At 66.7% G+C, this 18,303-nt stretch carries 20 protein-coding genes and 1 pseudogene; 19 read left to right on the top strand and 2 right to left on the bottom strand.

The annotated features are described in order from the left end of the window. Window positions 1–48 precede the first annotated feature (48 nt). The 3 genes from rpmE (at window position 49) to prmC (ending at window position 2,506) form a co-directional block, all read left to right on the top strand. On the top strand, window positions 49–270 hold the full coding sequence (rpmE, locus tag ACFYTS_RS34450) for a 50S ribosomal protein L31 (protein WP_357098869.1): 222 nt from the start codon (window positions 49–51) through the stop codon (window positions 268–270). A gap of 81 nt (window positions 271–351) precedes the next feature. Next, window positions 352–1,431: a peptide chain release factor 1 gene (gene prfA, locus ACFYTS_RS34445; protein ID WP_357289676.1), complete on the top strand. Its 1,080-nt coding sequence runs from the start codon at window positions 352–354 to the stop codon at window positions 1,429–1,431. Window positions 1,432–1,627: 196 nt separating this feature from the next. Beyond that, complete coding sequence (prmC, locus tag ACFYTS_RS34440) at window positions 1,628–2,506, top strand: peptide chain release factor N(5)-glutamine methyltransferase (RefSeq protein WP_387309465.1); 879 nt, start codon at window positions 1,628–1,630, stop codon at window positions 2,504–2,506. Window positions 2,507–2,509: 3 nt separating this feature from the next. On the opposite strand, the gene ACFYTS_RS34435 is transcribed toward prmC, so the two are convergent. Next, entirely contained in the window at window positions 2,510–2,803 is a 294-nt protein-coding gene (locus tag ACFYTS_RS34435) for a DUF427 domain-containing protein (RefSeq protein ID WP_357289670.1), read from the bottom strand. Window positions 2,804–3,255: 452 nt separating this feature from the next. Between ACFYTS_RS34435 and ACFYTS_RS34430 the strand changes: the two genes are divergently transcribed. The 11 genes from ACFYTS_RS34430 (at window position 3,256) to ACFYTS_RS34380 (ending at window position 13,040) form a co-directional block, all read left to right on the top strand. Next, window positions 3,256–3,921 carry an L-threonylcarbamoyladenylate synthase gene (locus ACFYTS_RS34430; RefSeq protein ID WP_357289668.1) on the top strand — a complete coding sequence of 222 codons (666 nt, stop codon included), beginning with the start codon at window positions 3,256–3,258 and terminating at the stop codon, window positions 3,919–3,921. 11 nt (window positions 3,922–3,932) lie between these two features. Next, the gene (locus tag ACFYTS_RS34425; RefSeq protein ID WP_357289665.1) at window positions 3,933–5,129 is read left to right on the top strand and encodes an MraY family glycosyltransferase; all 1,197 of its coding nucleotides are present in this window, start codon (window positions 3,933–3,935) and stop codon (window positions 5,127–5,129) included. A gap of 2 nt (window positions 5,130–5,131) precedes the next feature. Beyond that, window positions 5,132–5,569 carry a hypothetical protein gene (locus tag ACFYTS_RS34420; RefSeq protein WP_357289662.1) on the top strand — a complete coding sequence of 146 codons (438 nt, stop codon included), beginning with the start codon at window positions 5,132–5,134 and terminating at the stop codon, window positions 5,567–5,569. Between the two features lie 419 nt (window positions 5,570–5,988). Beyond that, window positions 5,989–6,714 (top strand): F0F1 ATP synthase subunit A, encoded by a 726-nt coding sequence (gene atpB, locus ACFYTS_RS34415; RefSeq protein WP_357098873.1) that lies wholly within the window; start codon window positions 5,989–5,991, stop codon window positions 6,712–6,714. 75 nt (window positions 6,715–6,789) lie between these two features. Further along, window positions 6,790–7,035 carry an ATP synthase F0 subunit C gene (locus tag ACFYTS_RS34410; protein WP_357289659.1) on the top strand — a complete coding sequence of 82 codons (246 nt, stop codon included), beginning with the start codon at window positions 6,790–6,792 and terminating at the stop codon, window positions 7,033–7,035. Between the two features lie 26 nt (window positions 7,036–7,061). After that, window positions 7,062–7,619, top strand: a complete 558-nt coding sequence (locus ACFYTS_RS34405; RefSeq protein WP_357289658.1) for a F0F1 ATP synthase subunit B — start codon at window positions 7,062–7,064, stop codon at window positions 7,617–7,619. A 19-nt stretch (window positions 7,620–7,638) separates the two neighbouring features. Continuing rightward, window positions 7,639–8,448: a F0F1 ATP synthase subunit delta gene (locus ACFYTS_RS34400; RefSeq protein ID WP_357289656.1), complete on the top strand. Its 810-nt coding sequence runs from the start codon at window positions 7,639–7,641 to the stop codon at window positions 8,446–8,448. Window positions 8,449–8,537: 89 nt separating this feature from the next. After that, on the top strand, window positions 8,538–10,175 hold the full coding sequence (atpA, locus tag ACFYTS_RS34395) for a F0F1 ATP synthase subunit alpha (RefSeq protein WP_387309464.1): 1,638 nt from the start codon (window positions 8,538–8,540) through the stop codon (window positions 10,173–10,175). Between the two features lie 57 nt (window positions 10,176–10,232). Next, complete coding sequence (locus ACFYTS_RS34390; RefSeq protein ID WP_357289651.1) at window positions 10,233–11,204, top strand: F0F1 ATP synthase subunit gamma; 972 nt, start codon at window positions 10,233–10,235, stop codon at window positions 11,202–11,204. Between the two features lie 18 nt (window positions 11,205–11,222). Then, window positions 11,223–12,653: a F0F1 ATP synthase subunit beta gene (gene atpD, locus ACFYTS_RS34385; RefSeq protein ID WP_357289649.1), complete on the top strand. Its 1,431-nt coding sequence runs from the start codon at window positions 11,223–11,225 to the stop codon at window positions 12,651–12,653. A 6-nt stretch (window positions 12,654–12,659) separates the two neighbouring features. Beyond that, the gene (locus ACFYTS_RS34380) at window positions 12,660–13,040 is read left to right on the top strand and encodes a F0F1 ATP synthase subunit epsilon (protein ID WP_357289646.1); all 381 of its coding nucleotides are present in this window, start codon (window positions 12,660–12,662) and stop codon (window positions 13,038–13,040) included. A gap of 121 nt (window positions 13,041–13,161) precedes the next feature. Here the strand turns inward: ACFYTS_RS34380 and ACFYTS_RS34375 are convergent, their stop codons facing one another. After that, window positions 13,162–14,253, bottom strand: a complete 1,092-nt coding sequence (locus tag ACFYTS_RS34375; protein ID WP_387309463.1) for an NAD(P)-dependent alcohol dehydrogenase — start codon at window positions 14,251–14,253, stop codon at window positions 13,162–13,164. Window positions 14,254–14,515: 262 nt separating this feature from the next. On the opposite strand from ACFYTS_RS34375, the pseudogene ACFYTS_RS34370 reads away from it, so the two are divergent. The 5 genes and pseudogenes from ACFYTS_RS34370 to murA all read left to right on the top strand — a co-directional run. Then, a pseudogene (locus tag ACFYTS_RS34370) lies at window positions 14,516–14,974 on the top strand (MspA family porin); the annotation flags it as partial. A gap of 29 nt (window positions 14,975–15,003) precedes the next feature. Further along, window positions 15,004–15,357, top strand: a complete 354-nt coding sequence (locus ACFYTS_RS34365) for an MspA family porin (RefSeq protein ID WP_387309462.1) — start codon at window positions 15,004–15,006, stop codon at window positions 15,355–15,357. Window positions 15,358–15,623: 266 nt separating this feature from the next. Continuing rightward, window positions 15,624–16,046 carry a DUF2550 family protein gene (locus tag ACFYTS_RS34360; protein ID WP_387309461.1) on the top strand — a complete coding sequence of 141 codons (423 nt, stop codon included), beginning with the start codon at window positions 15,624–15,626 and terminating at the stop codon, window positions 16,044–16,046. A gap of 29 nt (window positions 16,047–16,075) precedes the next feature. Then, complete coding sequence (locus tag ACFYTS_RS34355) at window positions 16,076–16,669, top strand: cob(I)yrinic acid a,c-diamide adenosyltransferase (RefSeq protein WP_357289635.1); 594 nt, start codon at window positions 16,076–16,078, stop codon at window positions 16,667–16,669. Window positions 16,670–16,679: 10 nt separating this feature from the next. Next, window positions 16,680–17,942, top strand: a complete 1,263-nt coding sequence (gene murA / locus ACFYTS_RS34350; RefSeq protein ID WP_357289633.1) for a UDP-N-acetylglucosamine 1-carboxyvinyltransferase — start codon at window positions 16,680–16,682, stop codon at window positions 17,940–17,942. Window positions 17,943–18,303 lie beyond the last annotated feature (361 nt).

The raw sequence follows: 18,303 nt of genomic DNA, 5'->3' as shown, positions 1-18,303 counted from the left end.
GTTCACGTCTTCTCGAAGGCGACCCGGCGACCATTGAAAGGACACCCAATGAGGGCAGGAATTCACCCCACTTACGTGGACACCACCGTGGTCTGCGGTTGTGGCAACACCTTCCAGACCAAGAGCACCAAGGAGTCGGGCCAGATCACGGTCGAGGTCTGCTCCCAGTGCCACCCGTTCTACACGGGCAAGCAGAAGATTCTGGACACCGGCGGCCGCGTGGCCCGCTTCGAGGCCCGCTACGGCAAGCGCGACAAGGCTGCCAAGTAGCTGTCCCCCCGACGCCCGTCCTGCGCTCCGCAGGCCGGGCGTTGGTGCGTTTATGGACCTACTAAGACGGGAGTAACCGCGATGGCCGACAAGACGGCCCCCAACGCGATCGACGACATCCTGGCCGAGTACCAGGGGCTGGAGACCCAGCTCGCCGACCCTTCGCTGCACAACGACCCGGGCGCGGCCCGTCGCGTCGGCAAGCGGTTCGCCGAGCTCGGCCCGATCATGTCGACCTACAACAAGCTGACCTCCGCGCGCGAGGACCTCGCCGCCGCCGAGGAGCTGGCCGCGGACGACTCGTCCTTCGCGGCCGAGGTGCCCGGTCTGCAGGCGCAGGTGGAGGAGCTGGACAAGCAGCTCACCGACCTGCTCGCGCCGCGCGACCCGCACGACGGCGACGACGTCATCCTCGAGGTGAAGTCCGGCGAGGGCGGCGAGGAGTCGGCGCTGTTCGCCTCCGACCTGGCCCGCATGTACATCCGGTACGCGGAGCGGCACGGCTGGAAGGTCGAGGTGCTCGGCGTCACCTACTCCGATCTGGACGGGTACAAGGACGCCAGTTTCTCCATCAAGAGCAAGGAGGCCTCCCGCGACGGCGTGTGGTCCAAGCTCAAGTTCGAGGGCGGCGTGCACCGCGTGCAGCGCGTGCCGGTCACCGAATCCCAAGGGCGCATTCACACTTCGGCCGCGGGCGTACTGGTCTATCCGGAACCCGACGAGGTCGAGGAAGTCGAGATCGACGAGAAGGATCTGCGCATCGACGTGTACCGGTCCTCCGGCAAGGGCGGCCAGGGCGTCAACACCACCGACTCCGCGGTGCGCATCACCCACCTGCCCACCGGCCTGGTGGTGACCTGTCAGAACGAGCGGTCGCAGTTGCAGAACAAGATCCGCGCCAAGCAGGTCCTCGCGGCCCGCCTGCAGGCCCTGGCCGAGGAGCAGGCCGACGCCGACGCCGCGGCCGGACGCGCTTCGCAGATCCGGACGGTGGACCGTTCCGAGCGGATCCGAACCTACAACTTCCCGGAGAACCGCATCGCCGACCACCGCATCGGTTTCAAGGCACACAACCTGGATTCCGTGCTGGACGGCAACCTCGACGACCTGTTCAACGCGCTCGGCGAGGCCGACCGCGCGGCCCGCCTGGCCGCTGAATGAGCGGCGCGCCGAACCGCCATGGACGGGAGTCCGTGACCGGAGGATCGTTTCCCACCGTGACAACTGATGTCGTGACGGTCGGGATAATCCCTCGGGTACGTCCAGAATCGGTTCGGCGCCCGACCACAGGCGCGGGTGCATGGCGGTCAACGGCTCTCAGCCGTCCGCTGCAGTCCCGGAGAGGCGGGGGAGCACAGTGAGTCGTGCACCACTGCGGCCGGCCATCCGGGAGGCCGTCGACATCTTGGCCGCGGCGGGGGTCCCCAGCCCGCACGCCGACGCCGAACACCTCGCCGCCCACGTGCTGGGCGTCGATCGCGGCCGCCTGGTCCTGATGCCCATGCTCACCCCCGACCAGCTCGAGGAATTCCGCAAGCTGGTCGCACGCCGCGCGGAACGCGTTCCGCTGCAACACCTCACGGGCACCGCCGCCATGGGGGAGATCGATCTGGCGGTCGGTCCCGGCGTCTTCGTGCCCCGTCCGGAAACCGAGTTGGTCTTCGCCTGGGCGCTGGCCCGGCTGGAGGAGATCGGCCACGAGCACCCGCCGATCGTCGTCGACCTGTGCACCGGCTCCGGGGCCCTGGCCCTGGCCATCGCCCATGCCCGCCCCGACGCCGAGGTGCACGCGGTCGAACTCGATCCCGAGGCGCTCGCGTGGGCCCGCCGCAACGCCCAGCAATTGGCCGACGAGGGCGATACCCCCATCGACCTGCACGCGGGCGACGTCACGGACCCGGACATCCTCGACCACCTGAACGGCCGCGTCGACGTGGTCGTCTCCAACCCGCCCTACATCCCCGAAGACGCCCGGCTCGACCCCGAGGTCATGGACCACGACCCGCACCGCGCGTTGTTCGGCGGCCCCGACGGCCTGGACGTCATCCGCCCGATGGTCGCCACCATCGGCCGCCTGCTCCGCGAAAACGGCGCGGCCGCAGTCGAACACGACGACACCAACGGCTCCGGCGTAGCCGCCCTCTTCACCGCGCACGGCGGCTTCACCGACGTGATCGAGCACCCCGACCTCGCGGGCAAACCCCGTTTCGTGGTCGCCCGCCGCATCGTGGACTGACCGCTAGCCGGGCTCGCCCTCGACCGTGACGCCGTGCCAGAAGGCGACATGGTTCTCGATCTTCCGCGCCTGCGGGCTCGGATGCGGGTAGTACCACGCCGCATCCGGATTCTCCGCGCCGTCGACCGTGACGGTGTAGTAGCTCGCGGTGCCCTTCCACGGGCACACGGTGTGCTTGACGCTCTCGCTGAAGTACTCGCTCTTCAGGGACTCCACCGGAAAGTACTGATTGCCCTCGACCTCCACGGTCGTGGCGGCCTCGGCGATGACCGTCCCGTTCCAGATCGCACGCATCATGAGTCCGTACCTCCTTCGTCCCCGCGAGCCTATGCCCGTTGCGAGCCCGCCGCCCGGGCGGTTGCCGGGTCTCGCCGGGTCCCGCGCGAGGTCGGTGATATCGGCGGCGGTCAGGTTGGGCCTCGAACATGTGCCCGACGGCGCGCTGCACGGTGACGGAGTCCGGGTGGTCCTGGTCGAGCCCGGGAAGTTCTCGGCAGTTAGGTCGGCGCGGTACCCGGGAAGTCCTGGCGAAGGTTCGGTGTGCCGGACCGGGGAAGTCTTGGCGGGGGCTCGGTGTGTGGCACCCGGGAAGTCTTGGCGGGGGCTTGGTACGCGGCACCGGGGAAGTCCTGGCGGGGGTTCGGGGGCGCAGCCCCCGGAGTGCTCGGGGTTTCAGGGGCGGGCTTGCCCCGGGGCCGAGAGGGGGAGCCGCGAGCTGTCGCGAGTTGATTCATGCCAAGATGTCAGCCGTGAGTACCGTCTACGACTGTGCCGATCCCGACTCCCGCGCCGCCGGTCTGAGTGCCGCGCGCAGCACGCTGAAGAGCGGTCGATTGGCCGTCATCCCGACCGACACGTTGTACGGAATCGCTGCCGACGCGTTCGACAGTCAGGCGGTGGGCGCGTTGCTGGCCGCCAAGCGGCGCGGTCGCGATATGCCGGTGCCGGTGCTGGTCGGGTCCTGGACCACGATCGACGGGCTGGTGTATTCGGTGCGTCCCCAGGCGCGGGAACTGATCCGCGCGTTCTGGCCGGGTGGCCTGAGTCTGGTTGTGCAGCAAGCGCCTTCGCTGGCCTGGGATCTGGGTGACGCGCGCGGCACGGTGATGCTGCGCATGCCGCTGCATCCGGTGGCGCTGGAGCTGCTGCGCGAGGTGGGCCCGCTCGCGGTGTCGAGCGCGAACGTGTCGGGGCAGCCGCCGGCCGCCACGGTGGGGGAGGCGCAGGCGCAGCTGGGCGATCTGGTCGGCGTGTATCTGGACGGCGGTCCGGCCGATCACGCGGTGGCGTCCACCATCGTGGATCTGACCGCGGACACGCCGCGGGTGTTGCGTGAGGGCGCGGTGCCGATCGAGAAGATCGCGGAGGTGCTCGGCATGTCGCCCGAGGAACTCCGTCAGGCCGGCGCGCGCTGACGGCCAGCTGGATGCTTCTGAGTCAGGGCGTATTCAGCCAGGGCGCGGTCGTCCCGCTGCGGGAGCTGCTGCTGGTGCTGCTGGCCGCCGCGGTCATCGCCTTCCTGAGCACTGGCGGAATCCGGGTGCTGGCCATCGCCTTCGGCGCGGTGGCGATTCCGCGGGAACGCGATGTGCACGTGAAGCCGATTCCGCGGATGGGCGGCCTGGCCATCTATCTGGGTCTGGTGGCGGCCGTCCTGTTCGCGCATCAGCTGCCCGCGTTGCGCCGGGGCTTCGACTATCCCAAGGACATTCCCGCGGTGCTGGCCGCGGCGACGCTGATCGTGCTGGTCGGCATCATCGACGACCGCTGGGGCCTGGACTGGCTGACCAAGCTGGTGGGGCAGATCACCGCGGCGGGCGTGATGGCGGTGATGGGCCTGAGCTGGGTGGCCATCTACAACCCGTTCACCAACGAGACGGTGGTGCTGGATCCGCTGCAGGGCGGTCTGGTGACGGTGGGCATCACGGTGACCGTGGTGAACGCCATGAATTTCGTGGACGGTCTGGACGGATTGGCCGCGGGCCTGGGGTTCATCGCGGCGGTCGCGGTTTTCGTGTTCACCGTGGGTTTGCTCTACGAGGTGGGCGGTTCCACCGATACGTATCCGCCCGCGTTGCTGGCGGCCGCCCTCGCGGGCGCGTGCCTGGGATTTCTGCCACACAATTTCTCACCGGCCCGCATTTTCATGGGGGATACCGGATCCATGCTGATCGGATTGATGCTGGCGGCGGTGTCGACCGGCGCGTCCGGACGAATTCCGCTGCAGGGTTACGGCCCGCGCGACATCGTGGGTCTGTTGTCACCGTTGTTGCTGGTGGGTGCGGTGATGTTCATTCCGGTACTTGATCTTGTCTTGGCCGTGGTGCGCCGAGTGCGCGCGGGTGTGAGTTTCTCCACCCCCGACAAAATGCATCTGCATCACCGTTTGCTGCAGATCGGGCATTCGCAGCGCCGCGTGGTGCTGGTGATCTATCTGTGGGTGAGCGTGTTCGCATTCGGCGCGGTCGGCACCTCGTTGATCTCCGATCGCCGCCTGGTGGTGCTGCTGTTCGCGGCCGGGCTGGTTTTCGCGCTGATCGTCACCGCGGTGCCGTCCTGGCGGGAACTGAGGATCAACTCGGTTCGCAAACCGCCGCGTGGGCGCGATCGCGCCGCCGGGTAGAGTTGCTGTCCGTGAGCACGCCTTCCGATCCCGGTCCTGACGCCCCGCTGCGCGCGGCACTGCGCTACGGCATCGCCGGTTTGGCTGTGCTGGTTGTGGTTTCGGCGATTCTGTCGTCGATCTTCGCCGGTCTGCCCGGCCTGTGGGGCGCCCTCATCGGCTCCGCCCTGGGTGGCGCGTTCATCCTGACCACCGCAGCCTCGGTGCTGTTCAGCGCCAAGATCGAAACGGGCCTGCAGGGCCTGGTGCTGCTGGGCAGCTGGGTCGGAAAGCTGCTGCTGGCAGTGATTGTCGTCGCAGTGCTGCAGAACTACGACTTCTACAGCCGCGGCGCGCTCTTCCTGACCGTGGTCGGCGCCCTGCTCATCGTGCTCGGCGCGGAGACCTACGGCCTTCTGCGCCAACGGGTTCCGACCGTTCACGTCGACCGCGACCTGTAGCCGGAGACCCTCCGGCACGGCCGTCGAAACACCGTTCATCCGGCGTTTCCACGACCCCCTACGCATTGTCGTAGATAACTTGATAAACTCTTTACCTGTAGCCAACCGAATCAACAGGGGGGGTCGTCTGAGACCCGCCTGAGAGCAGGTTATGCTTACAGCCGTACCGGACCCTTTCGGGTCACGGTTCTGCACCGTCGACGATGTCGCCGACGCGCGTACAGACGCCAGGGCGTGACTGCCACAGCTGCTGACGAACTTCGAGCCGACCTGAGTCGACCCACCAGATCGTCAATGTCCGATCGAACCGCAGGAGAAAACTATCTCCTGGCGGCCGACCACGGGAGAGAACGCTGAGCGTCACCATTTTGGCAGGCGAGTTCCACGCGCCGTCACTCAACGACTTCTTCCCTCCAGCAGTGCTGTTCGAGGGGACGCCTTTCGAGCTCGACCGTTTGATGCTCATTCGCATCCTGATGTCGGTCGTTCTCGTGGCAGTCATGTTCGCCGCTTTCCGTCGGCCTCAGCTGGTTCCGCGCGGACTGCAGAATGTCGCCGAATCCGGTCTGGTGTTCGTCAAGGAGCAGATCTGCGACGAGGTGCTCGGCAAGGAATCCGGTAAGAAGTTCTTCCCGCTCATCGCGTCGATCTTCTTCACCGTGCTGTTCCTGAACATCTCGGGCGTTATTCCGGGTCTGAACATCTCGTCGAACGCGCGCATCGGCATGCCGCTGGTGCTGGCCGTCGTCGCCTACGTCACCTTCAACTACGTGGGCATCAAGAAGTACGGCTTCCTGAAATACATGCGCTCGTCCATCGTGGTGCCGAATGTGCCGGCCGCGCTGCACGTGCTGCTGATCCCCATCGAGTTCATCTCGACCTTCGTGTTGCGCCCGTTCACGCTCACCGTCCGTCTCATGGCGAACATGCTGGCAGGCCACATCATGTTGGTGCTGTTCTTCAGTGCCACCCAGTTCTTCCTGTTCGATGCCGCCTCCTGGATGAAGGTGTTCTCGCCGTTCTCGCTGCTCGCGGGCTTCGGCTTCACCCTCTTCGAGCTGCTGGTGGTCTTCCTGCAGGCGTACGTGTTCGCGCTGCTGACCGCTGTCTACATCGGTCTGGCGCAGCACGCCGACTCTCACTGACCGACCGCACCAACTCCATAAACCTGCCTTCCACGCCGCCCGGCGGGTGGGCGACAGAAAGGGAATGAAACACACATGAGCACCCTCTCGTACCTGGCTGCTGAAGTTGCCGAGTCCAAGTCCAAGGGCTTCGGCGCCATCGGTTACGGCCTCGCTGCGATCGGCCCCGGCATCGGTGTGGGCATCGTCGTCGGTAAGGCCATCGAGGGCATCGCCCGCCAGCCCGAGCTGATGGGCACCATCCGGACCAACATGTTCCTGGGTATCGCGTTCACCGAGGCCCTGGCGCTGATCGGTCTCGTCGCCGGCTTCATTTTCTGATTCCGGCCAAAGACTAGGAATCAACGATGAACAGCACCTATCTGCTTGCGGCTGAGGGGTCCGACGAAGTCAACCCCCTCATCCCTGAGCCGTACGACATCTTCTGGTCTGCGGTCGTCTTCATCGTTATCGCCTTCGTCTTCGCCAAGTACGTCGTCCCGCGCCTGACCCAGGTGCTGGACGAGCGTTCGCAGAAGATCGAGGGCGGTATCGCCAAGGCCGAGGCCGTGCAGGCCGAGGCGCAGGCCACCCTGCAGCAGTACCAGGAGCAGCTGGCCGAGGCTCGCCTCGAGGCCGCTCGCATCCGCGAGGAAGCCCGCACCCAGGGTGCGGCCATCCTGTCGCAGATGCGCACCGATGCGCAGGCCGAGGCCGACCGCATCGTGGCCGCCGGCCACTCGCAGCTGGAGGCACAGCGCCAGCAGATCGTGACCGAGCTGCGGTCCGAACTGGGCCGTACCGCGGTCGACCTGGCCGAGAAGATCATCGGTCAGTCGGTGGCCGACGAGGCCAAGCAGGCGGCGTCGATCGACCGGTTCCTCGCGGAGCTGGACGCGAACGCCGGCATCGGGGTCGGAAGGTAACGAACCGAAAGTGGGAAGCATGTACGCAGCGAGCCGCGAGGCGAGTTCCCGTGCGCGGGAAGCTCTTCGGGCCGCTCTGACCGGTAGCGACACCGTCGCGGCTACTACGGGGTCGGAACTGTTCGCCGTTGTCGCCGTCCTCGACGACCAGCGTTCGCTGCGTGTGGCGCTCGCGGATAAGTCGGTGTCGAGCTCGGCGCGCGCCGAGCTGGCCGAACGCGTCTTCGGCGGCAAGATCAGCGGTACCACGCTGGCCGTGCTGACCACGGCCGTGGCCCAGGACTGGTCGCGCGCCCGGGATCTGGTCGACACGCTGGTTCTGCTCGGACGCGAGGCGCTGCTGCGCGCCGCGGACGAGCGTGGCCGCCTGACCGCGGTCGAGGACGAGCTGTTCCGGCTGGCCCGGATCATCGACGACAACCCGGACCTGGAGCAGGCGCTGCAGGACCACGGCAAGCCGGCGGAAGCCAAGCTGGCCCTGGTGCAGCGTCTGCTCGCCGGCAAGGTCGAGGACATCACCCGGCAGCTGGTCGACCAGGCCGTGCTGCGCCACAAGGGCGATGTCGGCGGCGCCATCGACGAGCTGTCCGACCTGGCGGCTTCGCTCCGGGAGCAGATCGTGGCGCACGTCCGTGCCGCGGTGGCCCTGACGCCGCAGCAGCGCGAGCACCTGGCTGCTTCGCTGCAGCGCATCTACGACAAGCCCGTCACGGTGCACGTGCAGGAAGACCCGAGCCTGCTGGCCGGCGTCGTCGTGCGCGTCGGCGACGACCTGATCGACGGCAGCGCCGTCGGCCGCCTCCAGCGCTTGCGTCAGTCTCTCGCTTAAGAGACAAACGCACGGAGTTTGATTTTCGGCTCCGCCGAAGAGCGCAGTAACACACCGACATTCGAGACCACAGCGAGAGCAGGAAGAACATGGCGGAGCTGACGATCTCCCCCGATGAGATCCGTAGCGCGATCGAGAGCTACACCCAGAGCTACACCCCCGAGACCTCCATCGAAGAGGTCGGTGTCGTCACCGACACCGGCGACGGTATCGCCCACATCAGCGGCCTGCCGTCCGCGATGGCCAACGAGCTCCTGGAGTTCCCGGGCGGCGTCCTCGGCGTGGCGCTGAACCTGGAGGACACCGAGATCGGTGCCGTCGTCCTGGGTGAGTTCGACACCCTCGAAGAGGGCCAGCAGGTCCGCCGCACCGGCGACGTGCTCTCGGTCCCCGTGGGCGACAAGTTCCTCGGCCGCGTCATCGACCCGCTGGGCGCCCCGATCGACGGCCTGGGCGAGATCGAGGCCGACGAGCGCCGCGTGCTCGAGCTGCAGGCCGCCACCGTGCTGGAGCGTCAGCCGGTCGGTGAGCCGATGGCCACCGGCATCACCGCCATCGACGCCCTGACCGCCATCGGCCGCGGCCAGCGTCAGCTGGTCATCGGTGACCGCAAGACCGGCAAGACCGCGGTCTGCATCGACGCGATCATCAACCAGAAGGCCAACTGGGCCACCGGCGATCCGTCGAAGCAGGTGCGCTGCATCTACGTCGCGATCGGCCAGAAGGGCTCCACCATCGCGGGCGTGAAGTCGGCCCTCGAGGCGCACGGCGCGATGGAGTACACCACCATCGTCGCGGCCCCGGCCTCCGACTCCGCCGGCTTCAAGTGGCTGGCCCCGTACACCGGTTCGGCCCTCGGCCAGCACTGGATGTACCAGGGCAAGCACGTCCTGATCGTGTTCGACGACCTGTCGAAGCAGGCCGAGGCCTACCGCGCCATCTCGCTGCTGCTGCGTCGCCCGCCGGGCCGCGAGGCGTACCCGGGTGACGTCTTCTACCTGCACTCGCGTCTGCTGGAGCGTTGCGCGAAGCTGTCCGACGAGCTGGGCGCGGGCTCGATGACCGGTCTGCCGATCATCGAGACCAAGGCCAACGACGTCTCGGCGTTCATCCCGACCAACGTCATCTCCATCACCGACGGCCAGGTGTTCCTGGAGTCGGACCTCTTCAACAAGGGTGTCCGCCCGGCCATCAACGTCGGTATCTCGGTGTCCCGAGTCGGTGGCGCCGCGCAGACCAAGGCCATGAAGAAGGTCTCCGGTTCGCTGCGTCTGGAGCTGGCCTCCTACCGTGAGCTCGAGGCGTTCTCCGCCTTCGCCTCCGACCTGGACGCCGCTTCGCTGGCTCAGCTGGAGCGTGGCGCGCGCTGGGTCGAGCTGCTGAAGCAGGACCAGTACGCCCCGGTTTCCGTTGAGGACCAGGTCGTCTCGCTGTACCTGGTCGACGGTGGCTACTACGACTCCGTGCCGGTCGGCGACATCCGTCGCTTCAACGCCGAGCTGCTCGAGAACCTGCACGCCTCCGTGCAGTCCTCCTTCGACGCCCTGCAGGGCGGCGCCAAGGTGCTCGAGGGCGAGGCCGCCGACGCCATCAAGGCCGCGACCGACAAGTTCAAGCAGGGCTTCCTGGCTTCCGACGGCTCGCGGGTCGTCGAGGCCGAGGCCGGTCAGCTGGACCACGAAGAGGTCGAGTCCCTCTCGGTCACCCGCAAGCACGTCGAGAAGTAATCGAGACGAGCACATGCGACTGACCGAATCGACGAATGAAGGGAGTGTGAACCGCTAATGCCAAGCGTGCGCGAATTGCGCTCCCGCATTCGTTCCGTGAGCTCGATCAAGAAGATCACCAAGGCTCAGGAACTGATCGCCACTTCGCGAATCAGCAAGGCGCAGGCCCGAGTTGCCGCGGCCAAGCCGTACGCGGAGGAGATCACCAAGGTGCTCGCCGAATTGGCGAGCGCCAGTGGGAATCTCAATCACCCGCTGCTCACCGAGCGTGAGAACGCCCGCCGCGCGGCCGTTCTGGTCATCACCTCCGACCGCGGTATGTGCGGTGGTTACAACTCCAACGTGCTCAAGCGCGCCGAGGAGCTCATGACCACCCTGCGCTCCGAGGGCAAGGAGCCGGTGCTGTATGTGATGGGCGCGAAGGGCCTGACCTACTACACCTTCCGCAAGCGGACGGTGAACGGGTCCTGGCTGGGCTTCTCGCAGCAGCCCAACTACGTGGACGCCTCGGCCGCCTGCAACCACCTGGTGGAAGCGTTCATGGCCGGGTCCGACGGCGAGGTCGTCAACCCCCGCGGGGGCGAGACCATGGCCGGCGTCGACGAACTGCACATCGTCTACACGCGTTTCGTGTCGATGCTGTCGCAGCAGCCCGAGGTGCGTCGCCTGGCCCCGATCCAGGTGACGTTCGTGGACGAGAACTTCGACATGGGTCCGGACAGCTTCTCCGACTCCGAGTCTGCGGAGATCAAGCCGCAGTACGAGTTCGAGCCGGACGCGGATCGCCTGCTGGGCGCGCTGCTGCCGAAGTACGTCAACACTCGGATCTACTCGTCGCTGCTCGAAGCAGCGGCATCGGAGTCGGCTGCGCGCCGCACCGCCATGAAGGCCGCGACGGACAACGCCACGGATCTGGTCAACTCGCTGACCCGAACCGCGAACTCGTTGCGCCAGGCGCAGATTACGCAGGAAATCACGGAAATCGTCGGTGGTGCCAATGCACTGGCGGCGAGCTCGGACCTCGACTAAGGCCCAGGAAGAGAACCAATGACCGCAGCTACTGAAACCCGGGTCGGCACTGGCCGTGTCGCCCGCGTCATCGGACCCGTCGTGGACGTCGAGTTCCCGCGCGGTTCGATTCCCGACCTGTACAACGCCCTGAACGTGGACATCGCGCTCGCGTCCGTGGCCAAGACCCTGACCCTCGAGGTCGCGCAGCACCTGGGCGACAACATCGTTCGCACCATCTCGATGCAGCCGACCGACGGCCTGGTCCGTGGCGCCGAGGTGCGCGACACCGGCAAGCCGATCTCGGTGCCCGTCGGTGACGTCGTCAAGGGCCACGTGTTCAACGCCCTCGGTGACTGCCTCGACACCCCCGGTCTGGGCCGCGACGGCGAGCAGTGGGGCATCCACCGCCAGCCGCCCGCCTTCGACCAGCTCGAGGGCAAGACCGAGATCCTCGAGACCGGCATCAAGGTCATCGACCTGCTGACCCCGTACGTCAAGGGCGGCAAGATCGGTCTGTTCGGTGGTGCCGGTGTCGGCAAGACCGTTCTGATCCAGGAGATGATCACCCGTATCGCGCGTGAGTTCTCCGGTACGTCCGTGTTCGCGGGCGTCGGTGAGCGCACCCGTGAGGGCACCGACCTCCACCTCGAAATGGAAGAGATGGGCGTCCTCCAGGACACCGCCCTCGTCTTCGGCCAGATGGACGAGCCGCCGGGCACGCGTATGCGCGTCGCCCTCTCGGCCCTGACCATGGCCGAGTACTTCCGCGACGTCCAGAACCAGGACGTGCTGTTGTTCATCGACAACATCTTCCGGTTCACCCAGGCCGGTTCCGAGGTCTCGACCCTGCTGGGTCGTATGCCTTCGGCCGTCGGTTACCAGCCGACCCTGGCGGACGAGATGGGTCAGCTGCAGGAGCGCATCACCTCGACCCGTGGCCGCTCGATCACCTCGATGCAGGCGATCTACGTGCCCGCGGACGACTACACCGACCCCGCGCCGGCCACCACCTTCGCGCACCTGGACGCCACCACCGAGCTGTCGCGTCCGATTTCGCAGAAGGGCATCTACCCGGCCGTCGACCCGCTGTCGTCGACCTCGCGAATCCTCGAGGCCTCGATCGTCGGCGAGCGTCACTTCCGGGTGGCCAACGAGGTCAAGCGAATCCTGCAGAAGTACAAGGAACTCCAGGACATCATCGCGATTCTGGGTATGGACGAGCTCTCCGAAGAGGACAAGGTCCTCGTCGGTCGCGCCCGTCGCCTGGAGAAGTTCCTGGGCCAGAACTTCATCGTGGCCGAGAAGTTCACCGGCCAGGAGGGTTCCGTCGTGCCGCTGGAGCAGACCATCGACGACTTCGATCGGGTCTGCAAGGGCGAGTTCGACCACCTGCCCGAGCAGGCGTTCAACTCCTGCGGTGGCCTGGACGACGTCGAGGCTGCTGCGAAGAAGATCGCCGGGAAGTAGTCACCCATGGCTGATATGTCCGTTGACCTGGTCGCCGTCGAGCGACTGCTGTGGTCGGGCCGCGCGTCCTTCGTGTCGGCCCAGACCACGGAGGGTGAGATCGGCATCCTCGCCGGCCACGAGCCGCTGCTCGGCCAGCTGGTCGAGGGCGGCACCGTGACCATCGTGTCCGACGACAACGAGCGTGTTGTCGTGGCCGTGCACGGCGGATTCTTCTCCGTCACCGCCACTTCGGTGCGCGTGCTGGCCGAGTCCGCCGACTTCGCCTTCGACATCGACGAGGCGGCCGCCAAGGCCGTCGCCGCCGATCCGGACGCGAGCCCGGCCGCGCTGGCCAAGGCACAGGGCCAGCTGCGGGCGGTCGAGAAGGCCGCTGCGGCCCACTAGCTCGACGCTGAGACAACAGCGGCGGCCTCGGGGAAATCCCCGGGGCCGCCGCTGTTTTCGTGCTTCTACATTCCGAGAACCACACGCGCGCCCGGCATCAGCCGGGCGCGCGTGCCGCTTCTCACTGGAAGGTGAGAATCGGCTTGATGGTGGTGCCGTGGTGGGCGTCGGCCAGCGCGGTGTCGATGTCGCTGAACGCGTAGGTCTTGCTGATCTTCTCGATCGGGAACTTGCCCTCGGCATGCCACCGCAACAGCTGCGGAATGAACTGCTGCGGATCGCCGCTGCCCTCGATGCATCCGCGAACGGCCTTGCCGTTGCCGGTGAGGTGGCCGATCTCGAGGTCCATGCTGGCCTCGCCGAGTCCGACGAGCACCAGGGTGCCCATGGGCGCCAAGGCTTCCAGGCCCTTGGCGATCACGGCATTGACCGCCGTGGTGTCGAGCGCGAAGTTCGCGCCGCCGCCGGTGGCCGCGATGATCTGTGCCACCACGTCGTCGGCCGCGCCGTCGATGGTGACGTCCGCGCCCAGCTCCTTGGCCACGGCCAGGCGGTCCGCGGAAAGGTCGATCGCCACAATGGTTCCCGCGCCGATGGCCCGCGCCGCCATGAGCGCCGCCATGCCGACGCCGCCCACGCCGAAGATGGCGATCGAGTCGTTCGGGCCCGGCTTCATGACATTGGCGACCGCGCCGGCACCGGTCTGCACGCCGCAGCCGAACGGGGAGGTGGCGACCAGGTCGACATCCTTGTCCACGACGACGATGCTGCGCGCCGACACCAGCGCGTGGGTGGCGAAACTCGACTGCCCGAAGAACGCGCCCATGACGCGCTCGCCATTGTTGCTCAGCGGCGAGGTGAAATCGGAGCGGCCGCCCGAGGTATTCAGAATGACGAAATTCTCGCAATAGGGCGGAAGCCCGTTGGTGCATCGAGAACACGTACCGCAACTGGCGTAGGTGAGCAGAACATGATCGCCCACTTCGATTCCGGTTACTTCCGAGCCGATCTGCTCCACGATGCCCGCGCCCTCGTGTCCGAGGACGATCGGCAGCTCGGCGGGAAACACGCTCTTGGAGACCAGGTCGGTGTGGCAGACGCCGGTCGCGACGATGCGCACCAGCACCTCGCCCGGACGGGGTTCCTCGAGGCTGAGGGTCTCCATCGAGAAGGGCGCATCGGCTCCTCGGGCCACCGCAGCGGTAATTTCCACGGAATCTCCTTCCAAGACATCCCAATTGTCGGGAGCATAAGAACGTGTTCCAGTTTACGGCCATCGGCGATCCCGCTCAGTGGTCCCGTGGGTGGTCTCGTGGACGGCGGACCTGTAGGCGCTGCGGATTCCGGACCGTTCGCCCGGCAATAGCTCTCGCGTCAACCCGGTGTGGTTGAATGCAATCGCCGGTCACCGGGTTGTGATCTGAAGCACCCGGCAATGGGTCGGCAATTCCCGCATTCTCAGCCTTACCTCCACGATGCAACAGCACGATGAGCGAGGGGTTGATGAGCAGGCTTCGAATTGGCACATGGGGGTCGCCGTCGCCGTCGCCGTCGTCACGGTCGTGGTCGGAGTCCTCGCACCGGGTACAGCTGTCGCGGATGTCACGGTCCCGCTGCCCGACGGGCATATCGAGGGCCCGGGGGTCAAGATCACGAGTGTCGGTGAGCGCGCGATCATTTCGCCGTCGCTGGCCTCCAACGGCGCGGGCCGGACCTCGTGGGTGACGGGCAATGTCACCGCCGAGGTGGAGACCCCGGAGGGAGATATCGGTCCCAACAACGGTCCGCTGAACTTTCCCGGCACCAACAACTCGGGAACGCACGGATCGTCCAAGCTCACCACCGGCTACATCGTCGGCTGTCAGGTCGCGCTGGGGCAGTTGAGCGCGAACGCCGCGGTCCTCGTCAGCTCCACGCCCGCCCTGACCGGTGGATTCAGCTTCCCGCTCTCACTGGGGGGGCGGTGGCCAGCATCGACCTCGACGGCCCGAGCGCCTCGAACTCGACGCTCGAGATCAGCCCCGGCTACATCGTGGGCTGCCAGGTCTACATCAGCGGGATCACCGCGAACAATAACGGCGGCGAGAGCTATAACCCGGACCTTACCGGCACGACCCTGGGCACGCTGGGCGCCAACGAGCAGATGGGCAGCGGCATCACGCTCGGACCCGGTCAGGCCGCCGCGCTCCCGATGCTGGATCTGGAACGGCCCGATGACTACGGCCAGGAATCGCACAAGCGCTACAAGAAGGTTCCGGGTCCGCACGCCAGCGTGAGCTGGACCGATGAGACCTTCTCGGTGGACGGCTGCGGCTGATACGCCCAGGCACGGGCGTACGTCGCGGCCGAGGTCGACACCGCCACCTTCATCGGCAATCCGGTGCTCTACGGGGAGCCGTTCACCATCGGCTGACATATATCTTCGACGCCTCGCTGAACAGCGCATTCATCACATTCGGTGGATGGCCGGACTCCGCGTTTCCGCGGTCGCTACTATCGACCGAAAGCGGGGCCCGGCTTCTGGCCGGTCGGTGATCGACAGCAACGCGGATGTGAAGGGACGGAGCGGCATTGCAAACCGGGATGTGGCTTCTGATCATTCTGGTATTGCTGCTGGTCGGATTGGCCTTGGCCTCGACCTATCGCCTCGTCATGCTGCGTCGCGGCGGCACCGCCGCCCTGCTGCGGGTCCTGCCCGCGCGCGGACACGGCGGCGGCTGGCGGCACGGCCTGATCCGCTACGACGAGGACACGCTCCTCTTCTACAAACTCTCCAGCCTGAAACTCGGCCCGGACTCCACCATGCGGCGGCTCACCATCGAGGTGGGCCGGCGACGCTCCCCGGCCGACGACGAGCACGACATCATGACCGACGAGGTCATCGTCATGGTGTCCGACGGTGACGGCAAGTACGAGCTGGCCCTGGACCGCGGCGCCATGGCGGCCTTCCTGTCCTGGGTGGAATCGCGCCCGTCCGAGCGCATCCGCCGCCGCCGCGCCGGATAGCCCGATACCGAGAGCGATAGTGTGACCCTGTGAGCGTTCACTTGACGCGGATCTACACGCGAACCGGCGACGACGGCACCACCGGACTGAGCGATTTCTCGCGGGTGGCCAAGACCGACCCGCGGCTGATCGCGTATGCCGACTGTGACGAAACCAATGCGGCGCTCGGGGTCGCCATCGCGCTCGGCAGTCCGGACACGCGGATTCTGACTGTGTTGCGTTCGATACAGAACGACTTGTTCGACGCGGGCGCGGACCTCTCCACCCCCGTCGTGGCCGATCCCAAGTACCCGCCGCTGCGCATCACCCAGGACTACATCGACCGCCTGGAGAAGTGGTGCGACGAGTTCAATGAGCCTCTGCCGCCGTTGAATTCGTTCATCCTGCCCGGTGGCACCCCGCTGGCCGCGCTGCTGCACACCGCACGCACCGTGGCGCGACGCGCCGAGCGTGCGGCCTGGGCCGCGGTGGCGGCGCACCCGGACGACACCAACGTTCTGCCCGCCAAATACCTCAACCGCCTGTCCGACCTGCTGTTCATCCTCGGCCGGGTCGCCAACCCGGACGGCGACATACTGTGGCGGCCGGGCGGAGACGCCGCGAGTGCGGGAGAGGACCACTAGGCTGACCCCCGTGAGTGAACGGTTTCTGGTGACCGGGGGCAGCAGGCTCGTCGGTGAGGTCGCGGTGGGCGGCGCGAAGAACAGCGTCCTCAAGCTGATGGCTGCCGCGTTGCTGGCCGAGGGTACGACCACCATCACGAACTGCCCGGACATCCTGGATGTGCCGTTGATGGCGGACGTGTTGCGCGGTCTCGGCTGCGATGTGGTCATCGAGGGCGGCACGGTCCATATCGCGACCCCGCCGGAACCGAAGTACCACGCGGACTTCCCGGCGGTCACCCAGTTCCGCGCCTCGGTGTGCGTGCTGGGTCCGCTGATGGCGCGGTGCAAGCGGGCCGTGGTGGCGCTGCCCGGCGGTGACGCGATCGGTTCGCGTCCGCTGGACATGCACCAGCAGGGTCTGCGCCTACTCGGCGCGACCTCGGAGATCGAGCATGGCTGCCTGGTGGCCCGGGCCGAGGAACTGCAGGGCGCCCGGATCCGGCTGGACTTCCCCTCGGTCGGCGCGACCGAGAACATCCTGATGGCCGCGGTGCTTGCCGAGGGCGAGACCGTCATCGACAATGCCGCGCGTGAGCCGGAGATCGTGGATCTCTGCAACATGCTGAACCGGATGGGCGCGAAGATCGCCGGCGCCGGCACCTCGGTGCTGACCATCCAGGGCGTGGAGAAGCTGGCCCCCACCACCCACCGGGTGATCGGCGACCGCATCGTCGCCGCGACCTGGGGCATCGCCGCCGCCATGACCACCGGCGACGTGCGGGTGACGGGCATCAACCCCAAGCACCTGTCCCTGGTGCTGGACAAGCTGCGCTCGGCGGGCGCCCGAATCTCGTTCGAACCGGATGGTTTTCGCGTGGTGCAGGCGGATCGCCCTCGCGCCGTGAACTTCTCGACCCTGCCGTTCCCGGGTTTCCCCACCGACCTGCAGCCGATGGCCATCGGCCTGGCCGCGATCGCGGACGGCACCTCGATGATCACCGAGAACATCTTCGAGGCGCGCTTCCGTTTCGTCGAAGAGATGATCCGGCTCGGCGCGGACGCCCGCACCGACGGGCATCACGCTGTGGTGCGCGGTATTCCGCGACTGTCCTCGGCGCCGGTGTGGTCCTCCGACATTCGGGCCGGCGCGGGTCTGGTGCTCGCGGGCCTGGTGGCCGACGGCGTCACCGAAGTCCACGATGTCTTCCACATCGACCGGGGTTACCCGTCTTTCGTGGAGAACCTGCGCGGGCTCGGAGCGGAAATCGAACGCGTCGGAACCTCCGACTGAACGGCCGGTGTCGGGACGTGTTCACGAAAACCCGTCCTGAACAGGCGATTTGACATGAGAACAACCAACACGTAACTTATTCCAGGTCAGAGCGACACGGACACCGACCCGGGCCCCAGAGGCTAGGGAAACGAGGTAGTACGAGGAGCGCCTGATGATCACATTGGTTCTGCAAGATCAGCGGATTTGGTTCTGCTGGGAAGGCTGAGCTAAGCTTCAAAAGCAGCCTCACCGACAAGCGGGATGAAAGTTCCGGGATGTTGGTGTGTGCGTGTGTTCTTTGAGAACTCAATAGTGTGTCGATGAATGTCAGTGCCAAATAATATATTTGGTTCCAATCATTCTCACCCCCGTGAGGGTG

Source organism: Nocardia sp. NPDC004151 (assembly GCF_042874235.1).
Lineage (GTDB): Bacteria > Actinomycetota > Actinomycetes > Mycobacteriales > Mycobacteriaceae > Nocardia.
This window is presented reverse-complemented; position numbering and strand designations above follow the sequence as displayed.